The organism is Allobosea spartocytisi (genome assembly GCF_014764685.1).
Classification (GTDB): Bacteria; Pseudomonadota; Alphaproteobacteria; order Rhizobiales; family Beijerinckiaceae; genus Allobosea; species Allobosea spartocytisi.
Map to the genome: position 1 here is coordinate 77,093 of NZ_JACXWY010000013.1, position 22,753 is coordinate 99,845.

A 22,753-nucleotide genomic window follows, 5' to 3' on the forward strand; every position below is an offset into this window, starting at 1 on the left:
AGCTGACGCAGCCAACCATGCCGGCCCTCATGGCTCGATCCGCCCAAACTTGAAGCGCCGGGGCGAGTACGGGCCGATGTCGAAAGCGCCTGGCAGCCCCGCCAGATGCTCGGCCACGATGCGGCCCGTCACCGGGCCTGAGGCGAAGCCGACATGACCATGCCCGAAGGCGTAGAAGACGTTCGGGGACCGCGTGGATCTTCCGATGACCGGGAGGCCGTCCGGCGTCGACGGGCGATGCCCCATCCATTTGTCGACGCTCAGTTCCTGCATCCGGGCCAGCGCAGGGTAGGTCCGGCGGGCATGGCCGATCAGGATATCGACGCGGCTCCAGTTCGGGGGCGTATCGACCGAGGCCAGCTCGACCTGGCCGGACAGGCGCAGGCCCGCCAGCGTCGGCGTGTTCGCCATCTTGCCGTCGCTCGGCATGACCGGGTGGCGCGGTCCTCCCGCATTCAGGGGAATGACGCCGTGATAGCCCCGCTCGCTTTCAAGCGGGATCTCGTCGCCGGCACCGCTGGCCAGTCTCTTCGACCATGCCCCGGCGGCCACGACGGCCTGATCGCATGCGATCAGGCCGATATCGGTTCGGACGCCGACGAGCCGTTCGCCGGCGAACACGAATCCGCCCGCCTTGGCCCGGATCACCTTTGCTCCCCGGGCGGCCGCCATCTCGACGATCTTCGAGACGTAGCGGCCTGGATCGACGCAATGCGCGCCGTCCTCGGCGAGAATCCCGAACCCGTAATGCCGATCCAGGTCCGGCTCCCTTTCGGCCAGAGCCGTGGCGTCGAGTTCCCGCCACCGAAGCCCAGTCATCCGCCGCAGATGCCAGGACAGCGCCTCCGCCTCGAAGGCACGCCTGTCCGGATAGGCGTAGAGCAGCCCTTCGCAGCGGATCAGCTCCGGCGTGCCGAGTTCATCGCTCAAGGCTTGGTGGTGCTGCGGGCTGTCATGGAGCAGTTGGCTCAGCGCCCGGGCGGTTGCCTCGACGCGCGGGACGGAGGAGCCCGCCCAGAGGAAACGAAGCAGCCACGGCAGCAGCCGCGGGACATGCCGCCAGCGAATGACGAGGGGGCTGTCGGGATTCAGCAGATAGCCGGGGATCTTTTTCCAGAGGCCGGGCATCGACATCGGGACGACGGATGCCGGGCTGATCCAGCAGCCATGGCCATAGCTCGCGGACTGCCTGCCCGCCGGCTCACCGATATCGATCAGCGTCACCGTATGGCCAGCGCGCACGAGTTCGAGCGCGCTGCAGGCGCCAACGATGCCGCTGCCGATGACCAATGTGTGCGTTCTGGCGGCGTTGGCCATAACCATATCCCCTGGAATTTGGGCAATAGTTCTCGTCTCCGTCACGGCGGGGCCGTGAGCGGCTCAGGAAAAGCGGTGGTGCTTTCAGTCGGGCGTCAGCGCTCGGCGAGGATGCGCGCGTTCGATCTCAGCGAGCGCTCGGACACGCGAATTCCCAGACCTGGTCCATCGGGCACGACGACCTCGCCGTTGCGGTTCTCGATCTTCTCCTCGAGCACGTCTTCGGTGAGGACGTGATGCGGCATGTAGAATTCGCAGCCCAGCGAGATGCCCGGCGTCGCCGCGATGAACTGCGTCCCGGCCGCGAGGGCGATGCCGCCCTCGTAAAGCGTTCCGCCATAGCCGGGGATGCTGGCGAGATCGGCCAGCGCCATCAGCGCCTGTGCGTTGAGCATGCCGCCGGTCTTCATCAGTTTCACCGAGATGGCGTCGGCGGCTTGCAGCCTGATGATCTCCTGCAGATCGCGGGCATCGAAGCAGCTCTCATCGGCGAGGATCGGGGTATCCAGGTCCGCGGTGAAAGAGGCCATGGCCGCCAGGCAATCGCGCGGCACAGGCTGCTCGATGAAGGTCGGCTTGAACTGGTCGACGTCGCGCAGCTTCTTGATGGCGCCGAATGGCTGGAGCGCCTGATTATAGTCGATGCGCAGGTCGATCCGGTCGCCGAATGCGTTCCGCATCGCTTCGAGATGGGCGACGTCCTCGGCATGGCTCTTCACCCCGGTCTTCACCTTGAAGATCCGGTTGCCCTTCGGAACCATCTCCTCCATGCGCCGCATATCCGCGTCGAAATCCGGATCGGCGATGGAGAAGGAGAGGGGGATGGTGTCGCGAACCCGGCCGCCGAGCAGATCGGCGACCGAGAGCCCCGACGACTGCCCGAGAATGTCGAACATCGCGGTCTCGATCGCGAGCTTGGCTTCGCCATGGCCGACGAGCGCCTTCTTCATCTGCAATGTCAGAGCGCGGATGCGATCGACCCGGGCGCCGATGACGAGCGGGCGCAGATAGATGTCGAGGGCCGCGACGGCGGCCTCGGCCGTGCCGGTGAAGACCTCCCACGGCGCAGCCTCGCCCCAGCCGACGATGCCCGAGGAGGAGGTCAATTCGACGAGGACGCGCTTCACCGTGCCCTTGACGTCGCCGACGCCCTGTTGCCTCGCCATCTTGATCGGGCTTTCGATCAGGAAGACGCGCAGATTGCTGACTGTTTCCATCGTATCGAACTCTTGTGCAGGCGTTTACCGGGGCGACGCGCCCTTATGGAAATGGCTCAGGAACGTCTTCGTCGCGTCCATCCTCGGCGTGTCGATCACCTCGCGCGCCGGGCCCTCTTCCACGACGTAGCCGTCGCGCATGAAGACCACGCGGTCGGCGACATCGCGCGCGAAGGTGATCTCGTGCGTGACGATCACCATCGTCATGCCGTCGGCGGCGAGCTTCTGCATCGCTTGCAGGACTTCGCCGACGAGCTCGGGGTCCAGCGCCGAGGTCACCTCGTCGAACAGCATGACCTCCGGCTCCATGGCCAGGGCGCGAGCGATCGCGACGCGCTGCTTCTGGCCGCCCGACAGCGTGTCGGGCATCTGCGAGGCGCGGTCCGCGAGCCCGACCTTTTCGAGCTGCGCCATCGCCTGGTCGGTCGCCGTCTTCCGGTCCAGCCCCTTCACATGGATGGGGGCCTCGATGACGTTGCCAAGCACCGACATGTGCGGGAACAGGTTGAAGCTCTGGAACACCATGCCGGTGCGGGTGCGGAACGCGGCCAGCGATTTGGTCTTGGGCTGCTGGACCGATTTCCCGAACTGGAAGCTGGCTTCCCCGACGCGGATGGTTCCGTCATCAGGGGTCACCAGCAAGTTGATGCATCTCAGCAGCGTCGACTTGCCCGATCCCGACGGCCCCAGCAAAGCGACGACGCCGCCTTGCTCGACCTGCAGGTTGATGTCCTTCAAGACCTCCAGCTGGCCGAAGCATTTCCGCAACCGGGAGATCTCGATCATCGGCGTTTTCGCTGTCATCGGGCCTCTCCCAGGCGGCGCTCGCGGCGGCGGACATACAGCGTCAGGGGGAAGAGGATCATGAAATAGGCGACCGCCACGGCCGAGTAGGTTTCCAGCGGGCGGAAGCTGTCATGGGCCGCGATCTGGCCCTGATAGACCAGGTCGGGAACGGCGAGAACCGACACCAGGGAGGTGTTCTTGAACTGCAGGATCGACTGGTTCATCAGCGCCGGGAGCATCCGGCGCAGAGCCTGGGGCAGGATGATGCGGCGCATGGCCAGCGCAGGCGTCATCCCCAACGCCGAAGCGGCTTCGGACTGCCCCGGGTCGATCGAGACGATGCCGCCACGGATGATCTCGGCGTAGAACGAGCCGCCATAGCAGGAGAGGGCGAGAAGCGAGGCGGTGATCGGGGTCATTTCGATGCCCGCGATCATCGGCAGCGCATAATAGCACCAGATCAGCTGCACCAGGACCGGCGTGCAACGAAAGACCTCGATGAAGCCGAGCGCGAACCCGCGCAGAATCCTGAAGCGGGACAGCAGGCAGATCGCCGCGGTCATGCCGATGGCCAGGCCGCCGACGACCGTCGCGGCCGTGAAAGCCACAGTCACGCCCAGACCCTGCAGGAGCAACCAACGGTAGCCCCACAGGATGGAGAAATCCCATTCATACATGGTGGTGAAGTCCCGTGATCGAAATCGAGCATGGAGGGGCTTAAAGCCCCGCCATATTAGACCATCAGATTTCGAATCCGGGGGGGAAGTCGCTTTCCTTGACGCCGACGAGTTCCATGTTCTTCACGACGGCGTTCTTGATGAAGCCGCTGTCGCGTTCCCTGCTGATCCAGCCATCCACGAATTCGCGCCAGGACTGATCGGCCTCACGCCGGAAGCCCGCATTCGAGGTGGTGAAATCGGCCGGCGTCGGCATGACGATCTCGCCGAGCGCGGCGTTCTTGGCGCGCAGCGAGAGCGAGAGGATCAGAACCAGACACTGCGCATCGACGCGCCCGGCCTGCAAGGCAGCGGTCGCGTCACTGGCTGTCTTCAGCCGCGAGATCTGGGCATTGGGAGCGAGGCGGGTGACGGCGGCGTCATGCGACGAACCGGCATCGACCGCGATCCGCATTTCCGGCTTGTTGAAGTCGCTCCAGCTCTTCGCTCCCAGGCCCTTCTTGGTGACCATCGTGAAGGCGTTCTTGAAGACCGGGCCGGAAAAATCGATGACCTTCTGCCGTTCCGGCGTGGGGTTGAGGCCGAAGAAGACGTCGATCTTGTCGGCCTGGAGATCCAGCACCGAGTTGCCCCAGGTCGTTTCCAGGATCGACATCTTCACGCCGAGGTCGTCCGCGAGCTTCTTGCAGATATCGATGTAGAATCCGCGCCAGCTGCCGTCGGTGACGCTCTTCTGATAGTAGGGAGCCCCGTCCGCCACGGCCGCGATCCGAAGGGTGCCTGACGCTTTGATCCGCTCCAGGGAACCGGCCGCCAAAGCGCCTTTCCCCGTATAGAGACCGGCTGCTCCGGCAACCGCGCCAAAGCCGATCAGCTTGTTGAACTCACGCCTGTCCATACTCTTCCCCTCTCCAGTTCACATCCGGCGGCTCTGGCTTTCTGCGCCTGAGCTGTTGCCTGTCCCCTCGGATCAGTCGCTCAGGCTCTCTTTATCGAGCCGGACGGACCGAGTTTGACCGGCTCCCCGATGAAACAAAAACGTTGAAAATTTCATCTAGGATGACTTTTAATCATGATGGCCACCGAGGTTCTCATGAGACGTTACCTACCGTCGCTCTCAGCTTTGCACGCATTTGAGGCGGCAGCGCGATTCATGAATTTTACCAAGGCGGCAGAGGATCTGGGCCTCACGCAGAGCGGCATCAGCAGGCAGATCCACAATCTGGAGAAATTTCTCGGCGTGCCGTTGTTCCACCGGTCGGGACCACGTCTGGTTCTGACGGAAGTCGGCGCGAACTATTACCGGGACCTCGCGCTGACGCTGGACAAGCTCCAGGAAATCACCATCGACGCCGTGCGGGGGCGCTCCGTCGATAGCTCCCTCATGATCGGCACCCATCCGACATTGGGCGCGCGCTGGCTCCCCAGGCGGATCGAAACATTCATCCGCGCGCATGCGGAGATCCCGATCGAAGTCACGCTGGCGCCCGCGGATCTGGACTTCGAAACCACGCGCCTCGACATCGCCATCCTGCGAGGGGTCGGGACGTGGCTGAACGCCAGGTCGGTCGAATTGTTTGCCGAAGAGATTGCCATTGTGGCTTCGCCCAAGCTGGTGGAGCTCGGAACGAAGCTCGAAAACGAGGATTTCGCGAAATTCCCGATGCTGCAGAACGCCAGCCGCCCCAGCATGTGGCTGCATTGGCTGCGGCTTTCCGGGCTCAACTATCAGGGCCGAATTCAGGGAACCCGGTTCGCGCACACCGAGATGCTCATCAATGCCGCGGTCCAGGGCATCGGCATTGCCATCGTGCCCGTCTGCTACATCGAAGCCGAGCTCGCTCGAAACGAACTCCATATGCCGTTTGGACCGCCGATCTTGTCGGGCGACTCCTATTATGCGGTCTATCCCGAAAGAAAGGCGCAATTGCCGAGCGTCGTGGCGTTCCGCGGCTGGGTCACGCGCGAGACGCGAACCTATCGAAAGCTGAAGACGCAGTAATGCGCGTCGCATCCGTCGTTCGGCAGGGCGGCTAAAGGTACCGGACGATGATCTGACCGGCCTTCCGAAAGGCGACCCGCCGTGAAGTAGGCTTTTGAGCTTTTGGAAGATGCCCTGTCGCTGCCCATACCGGCCGGCGCAACGCGCCTCCCGACGACGGCCCTGGAACGCAGCTTGCCCCGGTAGCCCGTACAGGACCGGGAGATGTCATCGTGGGTCAGACTAAGTACCGTCACGACACAAGCCGCACCGCGGTTGTCTCGTTTCAAGCCTCCGAGCGGCATGAGCAGATCGCTTGGCTCAAGGACTTTGCTGTCGGCCTGGCGGTCGCCATCGGCGCCGGAACCGTGTTCGCCCTGGCGATGTCCTTGTGTCACGCGGTCTGGACCGCGCTGAGCTGACTTCGATCGATAACGGCCTCAGCTGCCGCAGCACGATCGAGTTTCGGAACGACGGCGTCGATGAACCTGTCCATCGTTGCTTCACCCATATCCACGGCCTTGGCACCTTCACCGTGGATAATCCTCACATCGGCGATGCCGAGGACGTTGAGAATGGCCGTGAGGTATCGCGGGGCAAAATTGAGGTGGTCGATGGGCGAGGCCTCGCCATAGATGCCGCCGGATGCCAGCACCACGGTGGCCTTCTTGCCGATCAGCAGCCCCTTGCCGTCAAAGCCAAGCGTTACGCCCTTGCGCACGATGTGATCGATCCAGGCTTTGAGGCTGGCCGGGATATTGTAGTTGTAGACCGGCGTGGCGACGACAAGCTCGTCAGCTGCCAGCAATTCGGCAACCAGCGCGTCCGAGAGGCGCAGTTGCTCGGCCATGTCCGAGGTATGGGCATGCGGTGGCGTGAAATAAGCCGATAACCACGGCATGGTCACGTGCGGCAGCGCATCCACGGCCAGGTCGCGCCGCACGATCGCGCCATCCGGGTGCACCTCGAGCCAATTGGCGACAAGGCGTTTGGTCAGCTGACGGGAAATCGAAGCCTCGCCGCGCGCGCTGGTTTCGACAACGAGAAGGTTGGGCATGGCGTCCTCAAGGCTTTGGGCTGAACAGCCGGAACAGATGTGGACGATATGTAGGACTTTCTATTCAGCGGCAGGAGCGATAATAAACCGATCATCTCTATCGGCTAATGAGATGGATTATGATCGGCAGTCTCAGCCTCGACCAATTGCGCGTCCTGGTGACGATTGCTGATGCCGGCAGCTTTTCGGCGGCCGGGCGGCAATTGCGCCGCGCGCAATCGGCAATCAGCCAGTCGGTAGCGACATTGGAAGCCGCGCAGGGCGTCCAGCTCTTTGACCGCAGCACCCATCGCCCCCGCCTGACTGAAACGGGCCGGGTTCTGGTCGATCAGGCCCGACTGGTGCTTTCGAGCGCGGCACGCTTCGAGGCCGTCGCCATCGGTGCGCGAGGCGGGATCGAGCCCGAGCTCGCCCTGGCCATAGATCCGCTGGTGCCTACCGCCCCGCTCATCGAAAGCCTGCGCGCTTTGCACCAGGCCTATCCGCATCTTCCCATCAGCTTCTCGACCGAGGGGCTGGGCGGGGCGCTGCGTCGTTTGCGCAGCAGCGACGTCGCACTGGCCTTCTGCCTGCTGCTGCCGGTGGTGCCCGAGGACGTCGTGGCTTCGCCGATCCTGCGCGTGGCGCTGACGCCCGTGGTCAGCGCCGAACACCCATTGGCAGTGCTTGGTCGTCCGGCAACCCGCGACGACCTGGAGCGCCATATCCAGCTCGTCCTGTCCGATCCGGTCGATCGGGAAGCGAACAATTACGGCCTGGCCAGCGCCACGCGGTGGCGCTTTGTCGACCTCGGCCGCAGACTGGATTTCCTGCTGGCCGGCTTCGGCTGGTGCCGCATGCCGGAGTATCTGATTGCCGATCATCTCGCAGCCGGCAATCTGGTTCGGCTCGAGCTGGCCGAAGATGCCCGTGACCCGGCGAACGCCCTGACCATCTACGCCGCCCGCATGGCGGACCATGTACCTGGCCCGGCTGGCCGGTGGCTCCTTAACGACCTGCAGGCCCGGCTGTCGCTCTGATCCGGTCAAACAGTTGTCGTCAGTATCGCCTCGAAGATGACATGTCAGTCGCCAGAACGAGCAAGGTTCATGTCACTTTGCTCAGTTCACGGACGGGGAGACGGCTGATGCTGTATCCTGTGGCTGTTTCAGCCGCGCGGCGCAGCATGGCCGGGTCTGACACTCCCTGATGGTCGAGCCGCGGCGTATAGGGCGCCTCCAGCCGTGCGGCCTCCTCGTCGGTGAGGCTGATCGACAGGGAGGCCACGGCGTCGTCGATATGCTCTGCTTTCAGCGCACCGACGATCGGAGCTGCCACCACGGGATTGCGACGCAACCAGGCCAGCGCAATCATGGGCCGGCCGACGCCCCGTTCTTCCGCAACCGCCCCCACCGCATCGACAATCAGCTTGTCGCTGTCGGCCGTGGCTGCTCCTAGCTTGTAGACCGCTTCGCTTTCCGCTCGTGCAGTGGTCACACCCCACGGCCGGGCCAGCCGGCCGCGGTTCAGAGGGCTGTAGATGATGGTCTGCACCCCTTCATCGATGCAAAGCGGATGCATCTCGCGCTCTTCCTCGCGGTCGAGAAGATTGTAGCTATCCTGCATCGACACGAAGCGGGCCCAGCCGTTGGATTCCTGCAGGTGTAGCGCTTTGCCGAATTCCCAGGCCTTCATGGACGATGCGCCGAGATAGCGGACCTTGCCGGCCTTGACGACATCGTTCAGGGCCGCGAGCGTTTCTTCCCAGGGGGTGGTCCTGTCACGACGATGGATTTGGTAGAGGTCGATATAGTCGGTGCTCAGGCGCCTGAGGCTCATATCGACTTCGGTCATGATCGCCTTGCGCGATAGCCCCATACTATTGGGTCCGTCGCGCATGGGCGCGCTGAGTTTGGCGGCGATCACCACGTTTTCGCGGTGTGCAAAGTCCTTCAGTGCCCGCCCGAGGATCTCCTCGCTGGAACCGTTCGAATACAAATTGGCGGTGTCGAAGACATTGATGCCCGCCTCGAGTGCATGGCGAACGAGACGTCGACTTGCTTCCTCGTCGAGCGACCAGGAAGGGTAACCGCGCGACGGGTCCCCGAACCCCATACAGCCAATAGCGATAGGCGAAATATCGAGGCCCGTCCGGCCGAGCTTGGCATATTGCATGTCCGTCTCCACATGCACTATATTCGGACAACTGTCCGCTTGTTGCCAAATAACGGACAATTGTCCGCTTAGTCAAGAGGCGATATGGCTGCACAAGAGGATGGATTGCGAGCGGACGCCCGCGCCAACCGTGATCGCATTCTCGAGGTGGCACGAAAGGCCCTGACCGCCGATCCCGAAACGCCGCTCAGCGCCATCGGCAAGGCAGCCGGCGTCGGGCAAGGCACGCTCTATCGGCACTTCCCGACGCGGGAAGCTCTGGCCCTGGCGATTTATCGCAAGGAGATCAACGCCCTTGCGGCTCTCGCATCCACGCTTCTGCAGGAGCATCCGCCGCTGGAGGCATTTCGTCTGTGGTGCGCCCAGGTGGCGGATTCCAGCGCCATGAAGCGCGGCGTGGCAAAACTTCTGCAAGGGGCCACGTCCGAGGATGACGAACGCGAAACCTATCAGCAGATGCTGTTGGCAGTGCGTTCACTCATCGCTGCATGCGAGACCGCCGGCGCGATTGATCGCGATGCAAATGCCGATGATGTTTTGATGCTTCTCGGAGTCCTCTGGCAAATCCCATCCCATCGCGGCAGGGATGCTCAGGCAGCGAGGATCATAGCGCTCATCTTCAGGGGGTTGGGTGCCGAAGACGAGCCAGGCTGCCTCGCTGGACCATGAAGCTCGTTCTTTGTTGGAGCGCGTGTCGGGGGTTTGGTTCGCTATGCCAGTTGGCGGCGATGCGGTGATCGGCAGCCAATGGCGGAAGGGGTGGGATTCGAACCCACGGTGGGCTTGCACCCACGGCGGTTTTCAAGACCGCTGCCTTAAACCACTCGGCCACCCTTCCGGTGGCCCGTTCAATGCCGCTCGCCCACAGATTTTGCAAGTGGCCCGGAAGCTGTCCCGTGCACAGCCGTTCGGCTCAAAATCACGCCGATCCGGCGATTTTCGACCGCTTTCGAGGCCCGGCGACCACCCTGTTCCGAGCGTGGCATAGGCGCAACGTTCCCCCGAAAAAACCGAAGGGTCGGCGGATCGGGTTGACACGTGTCCGTTTTCCGACACTTTTGTGCCCGCTCCAAGGCAGGGGATGGCCCGCCGATGGCGGCGCGTCGCGCTGTCTTCGTTTAACGATCCCTTAATGGAATTAGCCGAAAACTCGGCAAGGTCGCGCTTGCGACTTTGGTCCGGCGCGACGTTTTTGGCTTGAAAGACGGAATGACGGCATGATTCGAGGCGCTCGCTTGTCGACCATGGAAACGTCCTCCGAAGACTCCGGGTCGATCACGGCGCCCTCTGGCTCCATGTCCATTGCGAGACTCGGCTGCGTGGTTCTCGCCGGGCTGCTCGTCGCCAACTGCGCCGGAAACCAGGTTGCCGGTCGCCGCTCCAAGGAAATCGGCGCCTTTCCGCAGTCGAAATACGGCGCCGCCAGCCCGCGCGTCATCGCCGATGGCGAGCCGGTGCCGAAGGGCGGGGGGCGCCTGCTGGTCGGAAAAGCCTATTCGGTCGCAGGCAAGCGCTACGTCCCATTCGAAAAGCCCGTCGGCTACAGTGCCGTTGGCACGGCCTCCTGGTATGGCGAGGCTTTTCATGGCCGCCGAACCTCGAACGGCGAAGTCTACGACCGCAACAGCATCACCGCCGCGCACCCGACCATGCCACTCCCGGCCTATGCGCGCGTCACCAATCTCCTCAATAACCGTTCGATCATCGTGCGCGTGAACGATCGCGGTCCGTTCCATGGCGGCCGCCTGATGGACGTTTCGCAGAAGACGGCCGAGGCGCTGGCCTTCCGCCATCTCGGCACGGCCCGCATCAAGATGGAATATCTCGGCCAGGCCTCGCTGGCGGGCTCGGACGATAATCTCCTGCTTGCAACGCTGCGCACGGACGGCTCGCCGGCTCCGATCCCCGGAACCAGCGCGCGCACCATGGTCGCGAGCGCGAGCGGGGTGTCGACCACGCGCACGCCGACCCCGGACCTGGACACGCAGCCCGCATTCGAACCTGAACCGGCCCCGGTCAGCGCGCCGCCAGCCAGCCAGCCGGTCGCGCAGGCTTATGCGCCGCCGCAACCGCGCGTCGTCGCGCCGAGCGACCCCGTCGTCGCCAGCTTGGCCTCGGCGAGTTCGAGGCCGCTGAATACGCCGGTTTCGACGGCTGCGGGTACGCCGGTTCATGCCGCGCCGCTGCCGCCCAACCGTCCGTTCGATCTCGACACCATTGCCAACGCAGCCCGGCCGGTCGCGGTTCCCGCGACGCTGCGTACGACCTTGCCGCCGGTGCGGGGCAACGTCGCAAGCCTGTTCGCCACGCCCGAGAGGGCGCCGGGCGAGCGCTTCTCCGGCAATCACCCGCTGAACCGGCTGGCACCGCAGACGCTGCAATCGCTGGCACGGAATTGACGCTGGCCCGGCTTGACCTCGGCCGGGGCGCTCTGCTTCAGATCGGAGTATGAGCGCGACGTTTGACCCGACATCGCAAGGCAGGCCGTTCCCCCTCGCGGGGAGGTTTCTGCGCGGGTTGGCACTGCTGCTTCTCGTCTTCGTCGCGGCTCCCGAGGCGCGAGCCCAGAATTTCCAATCGCAGGCGCCCTTCGCCTTCCTGCTCGATTCCGACAGCGGCGCGGTTCTCTACGAGAAGTCGGCCGACGATCCGATGGTGCCGGCCAGCATGGCCAAGATCGCGACCGCGCTCGTCGCCTTCCAGGAAATCGGGGCAGGGCGGCTCAATCTCGATAGCGAGATCGGCATTTCCGAGAATGCCTGGCGCAAGGGCGGCGCCCCGGCGCGCGGCACGACGATGTTCGCGATGGTGCGCAGCCGGATCAAGCTCTCCGACATCCTGCAGGGCTTGATCGTCCAGGCGGGCAACGATGCGGCCATTGCGCTGGCCGAAGCGATCGCCGGCGACGAGGCGACCTTCGGCCGCGTCATGACCGAGCGGGTGAGGGCGCTCGGCCTGACGAAATCCGTCTTCCGCAACGCGACCGGCATGCCCGATCCCGAACAGCGGGTCACGGCGCGCGAGCTCGCGCTGTTGGCGAACCACATCGTCAAGACCTACCCCGAGCTCTACAAAATCTTCGGCCAGAAGGAATTCACCTGGAACAAGATCCGCCAGGTCAACCGCAATCCGCTGCTGACGATGGAGATCGGTGCGGATGGATTGCAGACCGGCGATCTGGAGGAATCCGGCTACGGGCTGGTCGGCTCGGCCATCGAGAACGGCCAGCGGCTGATCGTCGTGGTGAACGGGCTCAAGAACGGGCGGGACCGCGCCGCCGAGGCCCGCAAGCTGCTCGAATGGGGTTTTCGAGCCTTCGAGAAGCGCCAGCTCTTCGCCGATGGCGAGGTGATCGGCGAGGCCAGCGTCTATGGCGGCGAGAAGGGGCGCATCGCCCTGCGGACCAAGGGCGCGGTCAGCCTGCTGTTGCCGCGTGGTGCAGGCGAGCGCCTCTCGGCCCGGATCGTCTATCAGGGGCCCTTGAATGTGCCGGTGCAGGAAGGCGCCGCGGTGGCGCAGCTCGTCGTGTCGCGCGGCGATGTGAAGACGCTGGAGGTTCCGCTCTACGCCGCGGAGACGGTCAAGGCGGGGAGTTTGCAGAGCCGGGCGCTCGATGCCTTGCTCGAAGTCTCGACCGGCTGGGTTCGTCAGGCGCTCGCCCGGATCACGCGGTCCTGACGTGCAGCACGGTCATTTCATCACGCTCGAAGGCGGTGAGGGCGCCGGCAAGTCGACGCTGGCGAAAGCGCTGGCGCAGAGGCTGCGCGATGGCGGCGCGAGCGTCGTCACGACGCGCGAGCCCGGCGGCTCGCCAAAGGCGGAAGCCATCCGCGAGGCCATCCTGGCCGGCCGCATCAAACAATACGGCGCCTTTGCCGAGGCGCTGATGTTTTCGGCGGCGCGGATCGACCATATCGACCGCCTGATCCGCCCGGCTCTGGCGCAGGGCAACTGGGTGATCTGCGATCGCTTCATCGATTCGACCCGCGTCTATCAGGGCGTCCTCGGCGATATCGACGCGAGTTTGCTCGGCGAGCTCGAACAGGTCACCATCGACGGGCTGATGCCGGAATTGACGCTGATCCTCGATCTCGATCCCGAAATCGGTCTCGCCCGCGCCGCCAAGCGCCGCAGCCCCGGCGAGAGCGTCGATCGTTTCGAAGGCGAGGCGCTCGCCTTTCATCGCAAGCTCCGCGGGGCCTATCTGGACATCGCCGGGCGCGAGCCGCAACGTTGCGTCGTGATCGATGCGGCGCTGCCGGCGGAAGAACTCGCCGACGCCGCCTGGAGCGCCCTGCGCGACCGCCTCCCAATCGGACCGGAATCCTGATGCGCGAGACCAGCGACGAACCAGACCGGCTGCCCATCGCGCCGCATCCGCGCGAGACCCTGGCCCTGATCGGCCATGCCGCGCAGGAACGCGCCTTCCTCGATGCGCTGCGCGGCGGCCGGATGCATCATGCCTGGCTGCTCGGCGGCCCGGAGGGCATCGGCAAGGCAAGCTTCGCCTATCGTGCCGCGCGCTTCATGCTGGCGGCGGGCGATCCCTCGGAGCGGGCGGCCCGTAGCGACAGCCTCGCCATGCCGGAGAACGACCCGGCGACGCGGCGCGTCATGGCCCGCTCGCATCCGGATCTGCATCTGCTGCGCCGCAGCCTGAAGCCGGACGGCAAGAGCTACACCAGCAACATCCCCGTCGACGCGGCTCGCCGCGTCATCGACCGCTTCGGCGCCAGCGCGGCGGAAGGCGGCTGGCGCATCTGCATCGTCGATTCCGCCGAGGATATGGACCGGCCGACCGCGAACGCCCTGCTGAAACTGCTGGAAGAGCCGCCGCCAAGGGCCCTGTTCCTCATCGTCGCCCATGCGCCGGGAAGGCTGCTGCCGACGATCCGTTCGCGCTGCCGGCTCCTGAGCTTCGAGCCTTTGCCGGCCCAGCAGGTGCTCGAGGCCGGGAGCATCGCCCTGGAGCGCATGGAGACGCCGTTCGACGCGTCGGCCCTGCTGCGGGCGTCCCATCTCGCGGAAGGCTCGGTCAGGCGCGCCCTGACCTATGTCGATCCCGAGACGCTGGCGCTGGTCGAGGCGGTGCGGGCACGGCTCGATGCCTTGCCGCAGATCGACCTTGCCGCGCTGCTGGCGCTGGCCGAGGATGTCGCCGGCAAGGCCGGCGAGCGCGACTTCGCCGTAATGATCGAGACGGTGCAGGGCTGGCTCTCCGACCATCTCCACGCGCATGCTGCGGCGCAACCGGCGCGCCTTGCACCGTTGGCGGAGGTATGGGAAAAGCTGGAACGTTCGGCGCGCGAGGTCGAGACCTATAATCTCGACCGCCGCCCGCTGGTGATGTCGATGTTTCATGATCTGTCGGCTGCGGTTTCCCGCTCGCGCGCAGCGTGAAGCGAAGCTCTCGGACAGATGATGGCCACGGCCCCGAAATTCTACCTGACGACCGCGATCCACTATACCAACGGGCCGCCGCATATCGGCCACGCCTATGAGATGGTGGCTGCGGACGCGATCGCGCGCTTCAAGCGGCTCGACGGCTACGACGTCTTCGCCATGACCGGCACCGACGAGCACGGCCAGAAGGTGCAGCGCACGGCCGCTCAGAACGGTCTTTCGCCGAAGGCGTTCGTTGACGGGATCGCGGCCCGCTTCCACGAGATGGAGCAGGCGCTCGGCTGTTCCTTCGACCGTTTCATCCGCACCACCGATCCCGACCACAAGATCTCGACCGACGAGCTCTGGCGCCGGATGGAGGCCAATGGCGACATCTATCTCGCCAAATATTCCGGCTGGTATTCCGTCCGCGACGAAGCCTTCTACGGCGAAGAGGAGACCACCCTCCAGCCCGACGGCACGCGGCTGGGCGGGCAGGGGACTCCGGTGGAGTGGGTCGAGGAGGAGAGCTATTTCTTCCGCCTCGCCAAATACCAGGACGCGCTGCTGAAGCTTTATGCGGACGTGCCGGACTTCGTCTCGCCTGAGACGCGGAAGAACGAGGTCGTCTCGTTCGTCAAAGGCGGGCTCGAGGATCTCTCGATCAGCCGCACATCCTTCGACTGGGGGCTGCCCGTTCCGGGCGACCCGAAGCATGTCATGTATGTCTGGGTCGACGCGCTCAATAACTACCTGACCGGAACGGGCTTTCCCGATCCGGCGAGCCCGCGCGCCCATTACTGGCCGGCCGACGTCCACATCATCGGCAAGGACATCGTGCGCTTCCACACGGTCTACTGGCCGGCCTTCCTGATGTCGGCAGGGCTGCCGCTGCCCAAGCGCGTCTTCGGCCACGGCTTCCTGCTGAACAAGGGCACGAAGATGTCGAAGTCGCTCGGCAATGTGGTCGATCCGTTCGACCTCGCCGCGACCTATGGCGTCGACCAGTTGCGTTATTTCTTCCTGCGCGAGGTCTCCTTCGGCCAGGACGGCAATTACAGCCATGACGCCATCGTCGGGCGGATCAATGCCGACCTCGCCAACGATCTCGGCAATCTCGCGCAGCGCTCGCTCTCGATGATCGCGAAGAACTGCGAGGGCAGGGTGCCGCCTTGCGGGGCGCTGACCGAGGCCGACGACGCGATGCTCGCCATGGCCGACGGCGCGCTCGCCAGGGCGCGTGAGGCGATGAAGGATTTCGCCCTGCACAGCCTGCTCGCCGAGATCTGGGCCGTGGTGGCGGAGGCGAACCGCTATTTCGCCGCCAACGAGCCCTGGCGCTTGACCAAGACCGATCCGGCTCGCCGCGACACCGTGCTCTACGTCACGATCGAGGTGATCCGGCAGGTCGCGATCCTGGTGCAGCCGGTGATGCCGGTGGCCGCAGGCAAATTGCTCGACCTGCTTGGCGTTCCGGCCGAGGCGCGCAATTTCGCGGCACTCGGCAAGGCCGGTCGTCTGGACAGCGGGACAGCGTTGCCGGCGCCGAGCGCGGTCTTCCCGCGCTATGTCGAGCCCGAGGATGGTCAGGCCGCGTGATGCTGATCGATACGCATTGCCATCTCGACTTTCCGGATTTCGCCGAGGACCTGCCGGCCTATGTCGCGCGGGCCGAGGCCGCCGGCGTCGGCCGGATGGTGACGATCTCGACGCGGGTGGCGCGTTTCGCGGACTATGCCGGAATCGCCGAGCGCTTTCCCTCGGTCTGGTTCTCGGTCGGCACCCATCCGCATCAGGCGCATGAGGAGCTCGACGTCACGGCCGAACGGCTCGTCGAGCTATCCCGTCACCCACGCTGCGTCGCGATTGGCGAAGCCGGGCTCGACTACCACTACGATTCGAGCCCGCGCGAGGCGCAGGCTCAGGGGTTGCGCACGCACATCGCCGCGGCGCGCATGACGCAGTTGCCGCTCGTCATCCATTCGCGCGAGGCCGATGACGACATGGCGGCGATCCTGCGCGAGGAAATGGGGAAGGGTGCCTTCCCCGCCATCCTGCATTGTTTCACGGCCGGCGAAGCGCTGGCGATGACCGGCGTCGAGCTCGGCCTCTACGTCTCCTTTTCCGGCATCCTGACCTTCAAGACCTCCGAGAACCTGCGCCGGATCGCCCGCATGGTTCCGCGCGAGCGACTGCTGGTCGAGACAGACGCGCCCTATCTTGCGCCCGTGCCGTTCAGAGGTAAGCGTAACCAGCCCGCTTATGTCGTTGAGACAGCGAAGGTTCTGGCCGATACGATCGGCGTCGACTTCGACGAGGCCGCCCGGATCACCACGGAGAACGCGCGGCGTTGTTACTGGAAGATGGACCACGCCGCGCCCGTGGCGCAGGTCGCCTGATCCGGCCATGGCGCTGACGATCATGATCCTCGGCTGCGGCTCCTCCGGCGGTGTGCCGCGGCCCGGCTCCGGCTGGGGCGCCTGCGATCCTGCCGATCCGAAGAACCGCCGCCGGCGCTGCTCGATCCTGGTGACGCGTTCCGGTCCGGACGGCACGACACGGGTGCTGGTCGACACATCGCCGGATCTGCGCGAGCAGCTTCTCTCGGCCGAGGTTCCGGCGCTCGACGGCGTGCTGATGACGCATGACCACGCCGACCATACCCACGGCATCGACGATTTGCGCGCGCTGGTCCTGCACATGCACCGTCGCATCCCCATCTATGCCGATAAGCCGACGCAGGCTTCGCTGCATGGACGCTTCGGCTATCTCTTCGAGATGCCGCCGGGCAGCTACTATCCGCCGATCCTCGATCTGAATGAGATCAGCGCCGGGCGCAGCCGGACGATCGACGGCCCCGGAGGCCCGATCGAGGCGCTGCCGTTCCGCGTCGAGCACGGGCCGAATTACGAAGCGCTCGGCTTCCGTTTCGGCGATCTGGCTTATCTGCCGGATGTCAGCCTGATCCCGCAGGCCGCCCTGGAGGCCATGGCGGGGCTTGATGTTCTGATCCTCGATTGCTTGCGCGAGACGCCGCATCCGAGCCATTTCCATCTCGCGCAATCGCTTGAGACGATCGCAGCGTTGAAGCCAAAGCGCGCGATCCTGACGAACCTCCATGCCGATCTCGATTATGCGAGCCTGTCCAAACGTTTGGAGGGAAATATCGAGGTTGCGTATGATGGACTGATCATCGAGACACGGGCCTGACGATCCTGCTTGGCCGCGTTTCGGCATCAGTTTTTGTTCCAGATCGAGCGGTTTCGGCAACTGTTGCACTTCGATACTCTCGTAAGTGCAATGTCTTACGTGTAACTTGAAGAATTCTGCAGTTGCAGCTTCATGCAACAACGGTCTGTTGCATAACGCAAATTTGAAAAGGCAACACACGAGGATCTGTTGCAAAAAACAACGATCGACGTGTTGCATTGTGAAGCTATTGGCGAGTGCCTGTGCACAGGAATGGGCCGGCGCGCCCTAAAACTGGCGCTGTAGCCGGCCTATTCCTGTGTGCCGGCACGCATCCAACTATCTTCAGCTTCCATGGCTTCAAGGAGGGCTGCGACCTTCACCGTGGCGAAATGGCAGAAGGTGTCCGAGACCGCATAGGGCAGGACAATCATATCGCCGTGGCGCATCGCGCCGCAGGTGTAGACGACGTTGGGAACATAGCCTTCCCGCTCCGAGGGCTCGGGCTGAACGAACGGCTCGCGCAGGCGAGCCAGCACTTTCGACGGGTCCGCCTTGTCGAGCAGAACGGCGCCGATCGTGTATTTCCGCACCGCCCCGACGCCGTGGATCAGGAGCAGCCAGCCTTCGTCGAGCTCGATGGGCGAGCCGCAGGTACCGATCTGCACGAACTCCCACGGGAATTGCGGCTTCAGGATCGCGACCCCACCGTCCCAGACCAGAAGGTCGTCCGAATAGATCAGGTGGAGATTTTCATTGTCCTGCCGGGAGATCATCGCATAGCGGCCGCCGAGCTTGCGCGGAAAGAGCGCCATGCCTTTGTTCACGGCGGCGGAGCCGCGCAGCGGCGACAGCCGGAACGACAGGAAGTCGCGGGTCTCGATCAGTTCCGAGCGGATCGACCTGCCGTCATAGGCGGTATAGGTGGCGCGATAGATCGTCTCGCCGCTTTCCTCGAACGCGACGAAGCGCGCATCCTCGATGCCGTTCGACTGGGACGCGGTCACGGGAAAGACCACCCGCTCGCTGATGTCGCTATCGGCCGCGAAGACGACCTCGACGTCCTCGCCATCGAGGCGCGCCATCCGGTTGCGCAAGGTTGCGATTGTCGCCAGGCGCGAGGTCGGAGCGACGCTGACGTCGCCATTGGCCGCGATCGATCCCGCGCGGAACGTCAGGGACGAGATATGTCCTTCTCCGACGGCGCGGACGCTCAGGATGAAGCGGAGCCCGCCGGCGGGAGCGTCGGACTGGTCGGGATGCAGCACGATGCTCGGATTGAAGAGTGCCGCCGCCTCGAACGAATACTCATGCATGAAATAGGAGCCGACCAACTGGCGCTGGACCTTCGTGAAGGTACCGTGGGCGGCAAAGGCACCCTCCATCTCGTCGGCGCGTGCCTCGAACCTCTCCAGCAGATTGCGGTGCCGACCGTTGAAGTTCTCGAGCACCTCGCCCAACAGGCTCGCAGCCGCCTCCGGGGCGAGAGACAGAACCCGGTCGACGATATGGTTCGCCTTGGCTTTTTCGGCGGCACCGAAATCCCTGGGCTCGCCCGCCGGGCCGAACCGACGCACGACGACCCTCGAGGGATCTGGATGCAGGTACAAGGCCTGCCTGTTCAGGAAACTGGGCTGGGACAAGATGTCCGCCGATCTGTTTGTGCAAGGTCGCCGAAGGCTCAGGCGTGCAAGACCCGAAGCGGCGCCAGTTTCGGTCGATCCCCGCTGACGCGGGCAAGCTGGCGAATCTCGGCGAGGCTGATCAGATAGGATACCACGGATTCGCCGCCGCGGTTCTCATTTGGCCGATCACGATGCAGGCCGTCGCGGCAGGCGCCGGTATCGAGGTCGACCAGCGACGATGAGAGATCGTTGTCGCCCAGGAACCAGGCAAAGGCCCGCGCGGCTTCGATGCGCCATTGCGGATCGCCGTCGGCGCGCCAGGCGGCGAGGCAGGCGGAAATCGCCGCCGTCGCCTCCAGCGGCTGCTGGTCGAAAGCCTTCGGTGCGCTGCGCTTGTCGCCGAAGCTCTCTGAGCCGACCGGCCTGAACAGACCTGCCGGATTCGTCTGGAGATACGTGAGCCAGCGCAGAGAGCGCAGGCCGGCCTCGACATAGGCCGGCACCTGCATCGACAATCCCGTCGTGATCAGGGCTTGAGGCAGGCGCGCATTGTCATAGGAAAGCCCGTCCTCGAACCAGACCCAATCCGGCGTCTCGACCTTTGAGATCAGGCCGAGGAGGCGGTCGGCGAGGGCCGTCCGCAACGAGACCGCAGCCGCGGTGGTGCAATGGGCATCGAGGCCGAGCAGGGCAAAGGCCCAGGCGCGCGGCGAGGTGAAGCTCTCGATGACGGGCAGGGCCTCGCCGAACAGGGCCGCAGCCCAACGTCGCCGCGAAACGCTCGCATCGTCGCGCGCGCAAACGCCGAGCGCCCAGAGCGTGCGGCCATGACTGTCTTCCGACCCGGCCTCCTCGAGCCATTGCCGGCTGAAGCTCATGAAGTTGCGGAAGCGCCGTCGATCGGGATTCCAGGCATGCTGGACGAAGGAGGCGAAGCGCGCCGTGAGCGCGTCCGGCAGATGCGCCTCACCGGCGCCGCTCAGAACGCTGGCGAGGAGCAGGGCGCGGGCATTGTCGTCGACGCAATAGCCATGCGCGCGATCCGGCACGGAATGGACGGCGTGCTGGAACAGGCCGGTATCGTCGCACATGCAGAGGAGGTGGCCGGTTTGCATCTCGGGCGGCGCTACGATTGCGGGCAGGAGCCTCGGCTCGCCATGATCAGCGATGACGCTCAGCACGCGACCCCGGCGCGCTGTCTCGAAAGCGGCGAGATAGCGCTTCGCAGTCCGCTCCCAGGTCATCGAGCGGCTGCTCGCATAGGCACGCAGCCTCATGGCCTGGCGCCGGGGCGCATCGGTCAGCAGACCCGCGATCTCGTTGCCGATGGCAACGACGTCGCCGAAGGGCACGAGGATGCCGCGGCCGTCGGCGAGCAATTCCCTGGCGTGCCAATAGGGTGTCGAAACCACGGCCTTGCCGAGCCCGAAACTGTAGGCCAGCGTGCCGGATGTCATCTGCGCCTCGTTGAGATAGGGCGTGACATAGACATCGCACATCGAGATGAAGCTGAGCAGCCGCGCCTGATCGACGAACTGGTTGAGGAAGACGACGTGGTCCTCGACGCCGAGCTCGCGCACGCGGGCCATCAGGCTCTCCCGATAGGCCTCGCCATGCTCGCGAACCAGATTGGGATGCGTCGCGCCCAGAACGACATAGATCGCGTCAGGGCGGCGCCTCAGGATCGAGGGCATCGCGTCGATCATCACCTCGATGCCCTTGTTGGGTGACAAAAGGCCGAAGGTCAGGATGACGGAGTGCTCGGCGAACCCCAGTCGTTCCTTGGCTTCGTCGGGCTCGACAAAGGCGAATTCGGGAATGCCGTGCGCGATCACCTCGATCTTGTCCGCCGGCAGCCGGTAGACGGCTCGCAGCAGGTCGCGCGCCTTTTCGGCCATGACGACCACGCGCGCCGAGGCATCGACGATCCGCTCCATCACATTGCGCTGCAGTGCGGTCGGCTCGGACAGCACGGTATGGAGCGTGGTCACGACGGGCATCGTCAGGCGCGACAGCAGCGCCATGATGTGCCCTCCGGCCTCACCGCCGAAGATGCCGAACTCGTGCTGGAGGGAGACGACATCGAAGCGGCCCTCGTTCAGGAAATCGGCCGCACGCGCATAGTCTTCGAGCCGCTGGTCGGAAATCTGGCAGTGCACGGAAAACGGATAGTCGTAGCTCTCGCCCGCGTCATTCATGGCGACGATGGAGGTGTCGACATCGGAGGATGCGATCGCCTGCTGCAGATCCGTGGTGAAGGTCGCGATCCCGCAGCGGCGGGGCAGCGAGTTGCCGATGAAGGCGATGCGTTTGGTCGGGCTCATGATCGTGCCTCCGTGGACGGGACTGGCGAGCTCGCAACGGCCTGCGGCGGCCCGGTCGTCGGTGAAACCGTCTCGCGGAACTTCGGCATGCCCTCCCCGTCGACCCGTTGCAGGAGGTGACGACTGGGCGTTGCGGCGTCATAGGCGACGAGGCACGACAGGCCGGCTTCGCCCGGCGCGATGCGCGCGGCCTGCGCCTCGATGAAGCAGCCCTGGCCAACGCCGATTTGCAGAGTGCCGATCCTGGCATCGCCGGCGATGGCAGCGAGCCAGGTCTCGCACCGGGCATCGAGCTCCCAGATCGATCCGGCAGGCAGGTCAATCCGCTCGAAGACGAAATAGGGATTTGCGACGAGCAGGGTCCGGACGCCGCTCAGGCGCCGTGCCGGCGCGGTGCGTTTCGTGGGGCCAACATGAGCGACCGCCACGCCCTGCTCAATATGAAGGTCGCGGGCACGGCCATGATCGAAGAGACGGAACGTCGTATCGCTGCGCTGCTGGATCTCGGCGAGCACCAGGCCAGCGCCGATCGCGTGGATCGTCCCGGCCGGGACGGCGATGACCTCCCCCGCGTGCGGCTTGTGCCATGCGACAAACCGGGCAATCGAGCCATCGGCAACGGCCGCCCGCAATTGCTCGGGGGTAACGACCGCCTTGAGGCCGACTCCGACTGCGGCGTCAGATGTAGCGGACAGGATGTACCAGGCTTCCGTCTTGCCGCGCGGCAGCTCCATCCCATGGGCGGCGGCATCGTCCGGGTGCACCTGGATCGACAGGGCCTCCCGCGTGAACAGGAGTTTGAGCAACAAGGCCGGTTCCGGCGCGTGTTTGTCGCAGCGCTGGAACCAGAGTTCGCCGATTGGAACGCTGAGATGCCCGGTTCCACTCCAAGGAAGAAGGTCGGTCGACCCCCAGGGCTTGGGGATCAGTTCCATGCAGGCTTGTTCGAGCGCCATGATAGGGCTCCTGGTTCGTGCGGCCGAACATCGACCGACGGATCGTCCCACGCCGGCCTTGGGCTGCGGCCGTTCGCGGGCGCCGGCG

21 protein-coding genes and 1 tRNA gene are annotated in these 22,753 nt (G+C 64.9%); 11 read left to right on the forward strand and 11 right to left on the reverse strand.

Annotated features, from left to right (window positions below):
- Nucleotides 1–27 precede the first annotated feature (27 nt).
- From IED13_RS19145 to IED13_RS19165, 5 genes are all read right to left on the reverse strand, one after another.
- A complete protein-coding gene (locus IED13_RS19145; protein ID WP_191125125.1) occupies nt 28–1,317 on the reverse strand; it encodes an NAD(P)/FAD-dependent oxidoreductase in 1,290 nt (429 codons plus the stop codon).
- A 95-nt stretch (nt 1,318–1,412) separates the two neighbouring features.
- Nucleotides 1,413–2,534 (reverse strand): enolase C-terminal domain-like protein, encoded by a 1,122-nt coding sequence (locus tag IED13_RS19150; protein WP_133564265.1) that lies wholly within the window; start codon nt 2,532–2,534, stop codon nt 1,413–1,415.
- Nucleotides 2,535–2,558: 24 nt separating this feature from the next.
- Nucleotides 2,559–3,338, reverse strand: coding sequence for an amino acid ABC transporter ATP-binding protein (locus tag IED13_RS19155; RefSeq protein ID WP_133564267.1), 780 nt, complete (start codon nt 3,336–3,338; stop codon nt 2,559–2,561).
- The gene (locus IED13_RS19160; protein WP_038367365.1) at nt 3,335–3,997 is read right to left on the reverse strand and encodes an amino acid ABC transporter permease; all 663 of its coding nucleotides are present in this window, start codon (nt 3,995–3,997) and stop codon (nt 3,335–3,337) included. The genes IED13_RS19155 and IED13_RS19160 overlap by 4 nt, the downstream gene beginning before the upstream one ends.
- Before the next feature lie 64 nt (nt 3,998–4,061).
- Entirely contained in the window at nt 4,062–4,895 is an 834-nt protein-coding gene (locus tag IED13_RS19165) for a transporter substrate-binding domain-containing protein (RefSeq protein ID WP_191125126.1), read from the reverse strand.
- A gap of 174 nt (nt 4,896–5,069) precedes the next feature.
- Between IED13_RS19165 and IED13_RS19170 the strand changes: the two genes are divergently transcribed.
- Both IED13_RS19170 and IED13_RS28590 read left to right on the forward strand, forming a co-directional pair.
- A complete protein-coding gene (locus IED13_RS19170) occupies nt 5,070–5,999 on the forward strand; it encodes a LysR substrate-binding domain-containing protein (RefSeq protein WP_248312670.1) in 930 nt (309 codons plus the stop codon).
- A 212-nt stretch (nt 6,000–6,211) separates the two neighbouring features.
- Nucleotides 6,212–6,400 (forward strand): hypothetical protein, encoded by a 189-nt coding sequence (locus tag IED13_RS28590; protein ID WP_113252323.1) that lies wholly within the window; start codon nt 6,212–6,214, stop codon nt 6,398–6,400.
- Here the strand turns inward: IED13_RS28590 and IED13_RS19175 are convergent.
- Nucleotides 6,373–7,035 carry an FMN-dependent NADH-azoreductase gene (locus IED13_RS19175; RefSeq protein WP_191125127.1) on the reverse strand — a complete coding sequence of 221 codons (663 nt, stop codon included), beginning with the start codon at nt 7,033–7,035 and terminating at the stop codon, nt 6,373–6,375. The two genes, IED13_RS28590 and IED13_RS19175, sit on opposite strands and share 28 nt — an antisense overlap.
- Before the next feature lie 119 nt (nt 7,036–7,154).
- Between IED13_RS19175 and IED13_RS19180 the strand changes: the two genes are divergently transcribed.
- Nucleotides 7,155–8,054, forward strand: a complete 900-nt coding sequence (locus IED13_RS19180; RefSeq protein WP_191125128.1) for a LysR family transcriptional regulator — start codon at nt 7,155–7,157, stop codon at nt 8,052–8,054.
- Nucleotides 8,055–8,121: 67 nt separating this feature from the next.
- Here the strand turns inward: IED13_RS19180 and IED13_RS19185 are convergent, their stop codons facing one another.
- On the reverse strand, nt 8,122–9,189 hold the full coding sequence (locus tag IED13_RS19185) for an aldo/keto reductase (protein WP_191125129.1): 1,068 nt from the start codon (nt 9,187–9,189) through the stop codon (nt 8,122–8,124).
- Nucleotides 9,190–9,273: 84 nt separating this feature from the next.
- Between IED13_RS19185 and IED13_RS29250 the strand changes: the two genes are divergently transcribed.
- Nucleotides 9,274–9,858: a TetR/AcrR family transcriptional regulator gene (locus IED13_RS29250; RefSeq protein ID WP_191125130.1), complete on the forward strand. Its 585-nt coding sequence runs from the start codon at nt 9,274–9,276 to the stop codon at nt 9,856–9,858.
- Between the two features lie 79 nt (nt 9,859–9,937).
- Here IED13_RS29250 and IED13_RS19195 read toward each other — a convergent pair.
- A tRNA-Ser gene (locus tag IED13_RS19195) sits at nt 9,938–10,027 on the reverse strand.
- 457 nt (nt 10,028–10,484) lie between these two features.
- On the opposite strand from IED13_RS19195, the gene IED13_RS19200 reads away from it, so the two are divergent.
- From IED13_RS19200 to IED13_RS19230, 7 genes are read left to right on the forward strand one after another with little or no spacing between them, the layout of a single operon-like run.
- Nucleotides 10,485–11,588: a septal ring lytic transglycosylase RlpA family protein gene (locus tag IED13_RS19200; protein ID WP_156116048.1), complete on the forward strand. Its 1,104-nt coding sequence runs from the start codon at nt 10,485–10,487 to the stop codon at nt 11,586–11,588.
- A 49-nt stretch (nt 11,589–11,637) separates the two neighbouring features.
- Nucleotides 11,638–12,867: a D-alanyl-D-alanine carboxypeptidase family protein gene (locus IED13_RS19205; protein WP_191125131.1), complete on the forward strand. Its 1,230-nt coding sequence runs from the start codon at nt 11,638–11,640 to the stop codon at nt 12,865–12,867.
- 1 nt (nt 12,868) lies between these two features.
- Complete coding sequence (tmk, locus tag IED13_RS19210; protein WP_260368339.1) at nt 12,869–13,519, forward strand: dTMP kinase; 651 nt, start codon at nt 12,869–12,871, stop codon at nt 13,517–13,519.
- Nucleotides 13,519–14,589 carry a DNA polymerase III subunit delta' gene (locus IED13_RS19215; protein ID WP_191125133.1) on the forward strand — a complete coding sequence of 357 codons (1,071 nt, stop codon included), beginning with the start codon at nt 13,519–13,521 and terminating at the stop codon, nt 14,587–14,589. The genes tmk and IED13_RS19215 overlap by 1 nt, the downstream gene beginning before the upstream one ends.
- A gap of 21 nt (nt 14,590–14,610) precedes the next feature.
- On the forward strand, nt 14,611–16,170 hold the full coding sequence (gene metG / locus IED13_RS19220) for a methionine--tRNA ligase (RefSeq protein WP_191125134.1): 1,560 nt from the start codon (nt 14,611–14,613) through the stop codon (nt 16,168–16,170).
- Nucleotides 16,170–16,970 carry a TatD family hydrolase gene (locus IED13_RS19225; RefSeq protein ID WP_191125170.1) on the forward strand — a complete coding sequence of 267 codons (801 nt, stop codon included), beginning with the start codon at nt 16,170–16,172 and terminating at the stop codon, nt 16,968–16,970. The genes metG and IED13_RS19225 overlap by 1 nt, the downstream gene beginning before the upstream one ends.
- A 7-nt stretch (nt 16,971–16,977) precedes the next feature.
- Nucleotides 16,978–17,781, forward strand: a complete 804-nt coding sequence (locus IED13_RS19230; RefSeq protein ID WP_191125135.1) for an MBL fold metallo-hydrolase — start codon at nt 16,978–16,980, stop codon at nt 17,779–17,781.
- A 290-nt stretch (nt 17,782–18,071) separates the two neighbouring features.
- Here the strand turns inward: IED13_RS19230 and IED13_RS19235 are convergent, their stop codons facing one another.
- The 3 genes from IED13_RS19235 to IED13_RS19245 are packed head-to-tail and all read right to left on the reverse strand — an operon-like array spanning nt 18,072 to nt 22,665.
- Nucleotides 18,072–19,403, reverse strand: coding sequence for a glycoside hydrolase family 130 protein (locus tag IED13_RS19235; protein ID WP_191125136.1), 1,332 nt, complete (start codon nt 19,401–19,403; stop codon nt 18,072–18,074).
- A 38-nt stretch (nt 19,404–19,441) separates the two neighbouring features.
- Entirely contained in the window at nt 19,442–21,709 is a 2,268-nt protein-coding gene (locus IED13_RS19240) for a glycosyltransferase family 4 protein (RefSeq protein ID WP_191125137.1), read from the reverse strand.
- Nucleotides 21,706–22,665 (reverse strand): class I mannose-6-phosphate isomerase, encoded by a 960-nt coding sequence (locus IED13_RS19245; protein ID WP_191125138.1) that lies wholly within the window; start codon nt 22,663–22,665, stop codon nt 21,706–21,708. The genes IED13_RS19240 and IED13_RS19245 overlap by 4 nt, the downstream gene beginning before the upstream one ends.
- Nucleotides 22,666–22,753: the final 88 nt, after the last annotated feature.

Coding starts and splice junctions, on each gene's coding strand:
- IED13_RS19165 (WP_191125126.1), bottom strand. CDS start 4,895: ATGGACAGGCGTGAGTTCAACAAGCTGATCGGCTTTGGCGCGGTTGCC.
- IED13_RS29250 (WP_191125130.1), top strand. CDS start 9,274: ATGGCTGCACAAGAGGATGGATTGCGAGCGGACGCCCGCGCCAACCGT.
- IED13_RS19170 (WP_248312670.1), top strand. CDS start 5,070: ATGATGGCCACCGAGGTTCTCATGAGACGTTACCTACCGTCGCTCTCA.
- IED13_RS19215 (WP_191125133.1), top strand. CDS start 13,519: ATGCGCGAGACCAGCGACGAACCAGACCGGCTGCCCATCGCGCCGCAT.
- IED13_RS19175 (WP_191125127.1), bottom strand. CDS start 7,035: ATGCCCAACCTTCTCGTTGTCGAAACCAGCGCGCGCGGCGAGGCTTCG.
- IED13_RS19155 (WP_133564267.1), bottom strand. CDS start 3,338: ATGACAGCGAAAACGCCGATGATCGAGATCTCCCGGTTGCGGAAATGC.
- IED13_RS19230 (WP_191125135.1), top strand. CDS start 16,978: ATGGCGCTGACGATCATGATCCTCGGCTGCGGCTCCTCCGGCGGTGTG.
- IED13_RS19200 (WP_156116048.1), top strand. CDS start 10,485: ATGTCCATTGCGAGACTCGGCTGCGTGGTTCTCGCCGGGCTGCTCGTC.
- IED13_RS19180 (WP_191125128.1), top strand. CDS start 7,155: ATGATCGGCAGTCTCAGCCTCGACCAATTGCGCGTCCTGGTGACGATT.
- IED13_RS19160 (WP_038367365.1), bottom strand. CDS start 3,997: ATGTATGAATGGGATTTCTCCATCCTGTGGGGCTACCGTTGGTTGCTC.
- IED13_RS19245 (WP_191125138.1), bottom strand. CDS start 22,665: ATGGCGCTCGAACAAGCCTGCATGGAACTGATCCCCAAGCCCTGGGGG.
- IED13_RS19205 (WP_191125131.1), top strand. CDS start 11,638: ATGAGCGCGACGTTTGACCCGACATCGCAAGGCAGGCCGTTCCCCCTC.
- IED13_RS19185 (WP_191125129.1), bottom strand. CDS start 9,189: ATGCAATATGCCAAGCTCGGCCGGACGGGCCTCGATATTTCGCCTATC.
- metG (WP_191125134.1), top strand. CDS start 14,611: ATGGCCACGGCCCCGAAATTCTACCTGACGACCGCGATCCACTATACC.
- IED13_RS19225 (WP_191125170.1), top strand. CDS start 16,170: ATGCTGATCGATACGCATTGCCATCTCGACTTTCCGGATTTCGCCGAG.
- IED13_RS19240 (WP_191125137.1), bottom strand. CDS start 21,709: ATGAGCCCGACCAAACGCATCGCCTTCATCGGCAACTCGCTGCCCCGC.
- IED13_RS19145 (WP_191125125.1), bottom strand. CDS start 1,317: ATGGCCAACGCCGCCAGAACGCACACATTGGTCATCGGCAGCGGCATC.
- IED13_RS19150 (WP_133564265.1), bottom strand. CDS start 2,534: ATGGAAACAGTCAGCAATCTGCGCGTCTTCCTGATCGAAAGCCCGATC.